Raw genomic sequence first — 4,473 nt, forward strand, 5'->3', positions numbered from 1 at the left:
GATTTTGGAAACGTCATTGACCGTAAAAACAGTGCGAAAATAGACGGTCATATATTTGTGCGAAGGATCCGGCCCATAGTCGATCACCGTCGCCTCATCGTTTTCGCCGTAACCGAACTGCGCTCGGCCGCTTTTCCAGGAGAGATCATTGTAGCCGGCGGTATACCAATTATCGGCCGGTCGATTGTTTTGATCAAAATAACGCCAAGTTGAACCGCGAGGCAAGAGCAGGGTTTTTGACGCTGAGGCGCCGTACCAACCGACGAAAGCAAAACCAGGATTCGGCTGGGCGCGAAGAACAACCCGCATGCCGGGAAAATAGACGCCGCTAAAAGTGCCGCTGGTTTTGGCGCTGCCGATCTGCACCACGCCGTAGTTCGGCTGCTGCACCTGAACATTGAGCCTGACTTGGCGGCCCAGGTTCAGCAGAGAGACGAGCTGCTGAGCGGCAATCGCCGGCCTTGCCTGAACGATACTGCGCATATCGTTGACGTTGTTCTGCCAATCGGTCATGGACGGGATGCCGCAGACGCCGTTGCCGCAATGGTCCTTCCAGCGCTCGATGTGCCGCGGCATTTCAGCCGCAATACCCGCCCGTAGGCTGTCGAGCAGCGCCGTCATGGGTTCAGGTTGGAAAGCCGAGTTGATCAGTTCGGCATAACGGGAAACCAGCCGTTGCTTAAATTCGTTGTTTTTCAACAGATTGCGGAACAGCTCGAACTTTTCCGCCATATCGGCCCAGGCGTTGAAATTGCGGTCCCGGAAGCCGCGATCCATGTCGAACAACAGCCACTGCCATTTGCCGTCCGGTGTGTGCGGCCGCCAGCAGCGGATATTGTGCGCCCAACTGGTGTTGCCGGTAAACGCCTCGGCAATGATGTAATCGATAAAATTGTCAATATCGACACGCTCGGCGACCCAGGCATAATGTTCAGCCTGCGCCAAATCATGCGATGAAATATATGCAATGAGTTCGTCGAAGGCCTTGCGGTCACCGTCAAGAACGGTAACCGGATCGGCTTGACGCTCGTCGATATACAAAAGATCCAGGCTGTCGGGATCTACTCCATGATAGGAAGCCAGATAATCGCCGTTATATTTTTCCCGAATGTTATGAATGCCGTAATATTCGCCGTTGATAAAGACAACAGACGGCCGATAAGCCTGCGTATCGATCGTCAGGCTGCGGCGCATCAAACTTTGAATAAAACCGTCGCGAAACATGGTGCGATGCCAGTCGTCGCTGCTGCTGCGGAGAATAAAGGAATCAAAGGTTTGCACCGATTGTCCCGGAAAAAGAGGGTACTCGAGCGTCCGATTCATGAAAACCGCCAGTGACTTTTGCGGAATATAAATGGCTGTGCGGCCGAAGAGGCGCAGATCCACATTTTCGGCGAATTGCCGGACGCCGTTCGTTTCGAAAAACTCTAAAACCGCCGGTCTCTCCCAATTTTTGCGGACGTTAATGTTTCGGTCGACATAGATGCCGTACTCATCGCTGAACAAGTTTGCCGACTCGGTGGAGATCGAGATGACCGGCAAGGTCGACTCTTCATCGATGAACAAGGTGCAGGTCTCTACCGGCCCTGGAAGTAGTCCGGGTTCATAAGCGCGCGCCTTGATGACCGTGGTGCGGGTGACGACGATCGGCGACTGATAAACCTTTGAATTGCGTGTCGGTGTCGAGCCGTCCAGGGTGTAGCGAATGGTTGCGCCGTTCCCGGCAGAGAGCAGGACGGCTTGAGCATCGCGATAAAAACCGGGCGTAAGAGAAAATTTGACTTTTCCTGCTCGCTCACCCACAAGATAACCCTCTAAAGCGTTGGCTTTTCCCGGCGTAGGCTGTTCGAAATAGAGCAGCCGGTGAGGATCCTTCGGATCTCGTCCAAAGGAAATGTCGCTGAACTGTTTCTTAAAGGTGAGGGTATCGACGACCGTGCCGTCGGCGGCAAACAGTCCAACCGTCTCGCCGTCGTTGTCCAGTTTAAAGTTAGTATGCAGGTTTTTCAACGCCGCGTCGTTGCCGTCGGCCCATATCAAGAGATAGCCGTTGACGGGGACGGTCGTGCCGGCCGGGATCCGCCATTTATTCGGCACAGACAGATCATCGGTCAGATAAGCGCCGCTCAAATCGACCGTAAAAGGACCCGAGTTATAGATCTCGATCCAATCTCCATATTGAAGCGAATCCGGATCGAGAGCGGTCATCTTGTTGGAGGCCATGATTTCATTGATCCATACAGCCGAAAAAGAGACGTGTGTTAAAACGGCAAAGATAAAGAGTACTTTACGAACCATACGCATTTCCAATCGTGTTAAAGTGATCCATAAGCCTATTCGGAAAAGTCGACGCAAGCAGACGCAGTAATTAACCTTTAGATGCATTAGAGCTATTGAAACGGCACGCGGAGCTGCAGGTGAAAAAGCTGCTTAAAGGCGTGAGCCATGGAAGAGCACGTCTAGATGCAGTTTGTAACGGAACAGCATAAATTTACTTTATGAGAAAATAAACCTAAAGTAAAAAATCATGGAATCTTTGGTTTTTTCGTACAAATGACACTTGTTCTACTCCATAATTTCCCTCTTGAATAGAAAGCGCAAGACAGCCATTCTGCCTTTTTTTAGGAGCAAATCCTATAATCAAAAGACAAATTGCCTTGCTTAGCATGGTTGCTTTTAATTGCAATGCTCTAAAAGTCGGTTATCAACGCCGATAGCAGCAAATTTGGGTTTCACTTTAAAAGAAAATTGCTATATTTTCTTTTGGGTCTTAAAGAGGAAGGTATATGGCGAACTCTATCAATCGCAGGACATTCCTCAACCGATTCGTTGGGGCGGCGGCTGCACCGCTTGCTCTATCCTTATCCGCCGAGCCTTCGTCCGCGGAAAGACCCAACATCATCCTGATACTCTCGGATGATCATCGCTATGATTTCATGAGTTTTCTCGGCAAACCTTCCTTTTTGCGCACGCCCCATCTCGACCGCATGGCCGCCGAAGGCGTGCACCTGCAGAACGCATTCGTTTCGACCGCCCTCTGCTCTCCCAGCCGCGCCTCTATTCTAACCGGCCGGTACGCTCATTCGCACGGCGTAGTAGACAATAACGTCGATATCCCGAAGGGTACGGTTTTCTTTCCTTCTCTACTCCGGCAAGCGGGTTATCAGACCGCGTTTATCGGCAAATGGCACATGGGAGACGAAAGCGATGAGCCGCGGGAAGGTTTTGACAAATGGATCAGCTTTCGGGGTCAGGGGGTCTACTATGATCCGGAACTCAACATCGACGGTCAGAAGATCCGCCGTGAAGGATACATTACCGATCTGCTGACCGACTATGCGCTCGACTGGCTGCAGAACGTCGATCCGCGGCGCCCGTTCTTTCTTTTTCTTTCGCACAAAGCCGTACATGCCATGTTCGAGCCCGCGCCCCGTCATCGCGGCCTTTATCGGGATGCCGTTCTCGAATATCCGCGCAGCATGGCCGATACCGAAGAAAACTATCGCGGCAAGCCGGCTTGGGTGCGCGCCCAGCGCAACAGTTGGCACGGCGTCGATTATCTCTATCACGGCCAAATCGATTTGGACGACTTTTATCGTAGCTATTGCGAGACGCTGCTTGCGCTGGACGAGAGCATCGGGCGGGTACTCGATTTTCTCGATGGAAAAAAGCTGAGCGACAAAACGCTGGTTCTGTATATGGGGGATAACGGCTTTTGTTTCGGCGAGCATGGGCTGATCGACAAGCGGCATATGTACGAACCCTCGATCCGCGTGCCGATGTTGGCGCGTTGGTCCTCGCATATTCGCCAGGGAAGCATCATTCCGCACTTGGTACAGAACATCGACGCGGCGCCGACAATTCTCGAAGCTGCCGGAGTCCGTCACTCCCTGCCGATGGACGGCCGCTCCTTTCTCCCGCTGCTCTTCGGTAAAGAAATCCCCTGGCGCGACCGCATTTACTACGAATATTATTGGGAAAGCAATTTCCCTCACACGCCGACCACTTTCGGAGTGCGCACCGAATGGTGGAAATACATCCATTATCACGGTATTTGGGACGTCGACGAGCTCTATAACCTGGCCGAGGATCCGGAGGAGATGCGCAACCGCATCGACGATCCGACGCTGCAGGCGCTTGTACGGGAGCTGAAGGACGATCTTTGGAATTGGCTGGAACGCACCGGCGGCATGCAGATTCCTCTGCGCCGCGAACAAGGTTTTCGAGCCGATCAACGAAAAGCAAAATAGAACGTCATCTATGGAGGATACTATGAAAAAAACCGCAGCCTGCCTTTTACTGACCGCCGTGTTTTCTCTCCAGGCGGCCGATTTCCCGCCCGAAATCAAAGTCGGCGGTTTTGCCATTGGACCGCAACTATGGAGCTTTCGTTTGTTCACCTTTGCCGAGGGCGCCTATAAGGCCAAAGACGCCGGGTGCTCCGTTTTGGAGGCATTTCCCGGCCAAATGTTG

3 protein-coding genes are annotated in these 4,473 nt (G+C 52.5%); 2 read left to right on the plus strand and 1 reads right to left on the minus strand.

What is annotated here, in order from left to right; translation table 11 throughout:
• The coding region (locus tag ONB24_12850; protein ID MDZ7317002.1) for a CotH kinase family protein at positions 1–2,298 on the minus strand (2,298 nt) is incomplete at its 3' end.
• A gap of 488 nt (positions 2,299–2,786) precedes the next feature.
• On the opposite strand from ONB24_12850, the gene ONB24_12855 reads away from it, so the two are divergent.
• Complete coding sequence (locus ONB24_12855) at positions 2,787–4,250, plus strand: sulfatase (GenBank protein MDZ7317003.1); 1,464 nt, start codon at positions 2,787–2,789, stop codon at positions 4,248–4,250.
• Positions 4,251–4,272: 22 nt separating this feature from the next.
• A partial coding sequence (locus ONB24_12860; protein MDZ7317004.1) for a sugar phosphate isomerase/epimerase occupies positions 4,273–4,473 on the plus strand: 201 nt, incomplete at its 3' end.

Source organism: candidate division KSB1 bacterium, from assembly GCA_034505495.1.
Taxonomy (GTDB): domain Bacteria; phylum Zhuqueibacterota; class Zhuqueibacteria; order Residuimicrobiales; family Krinioviventaceae; genus Fontimicrobium_A.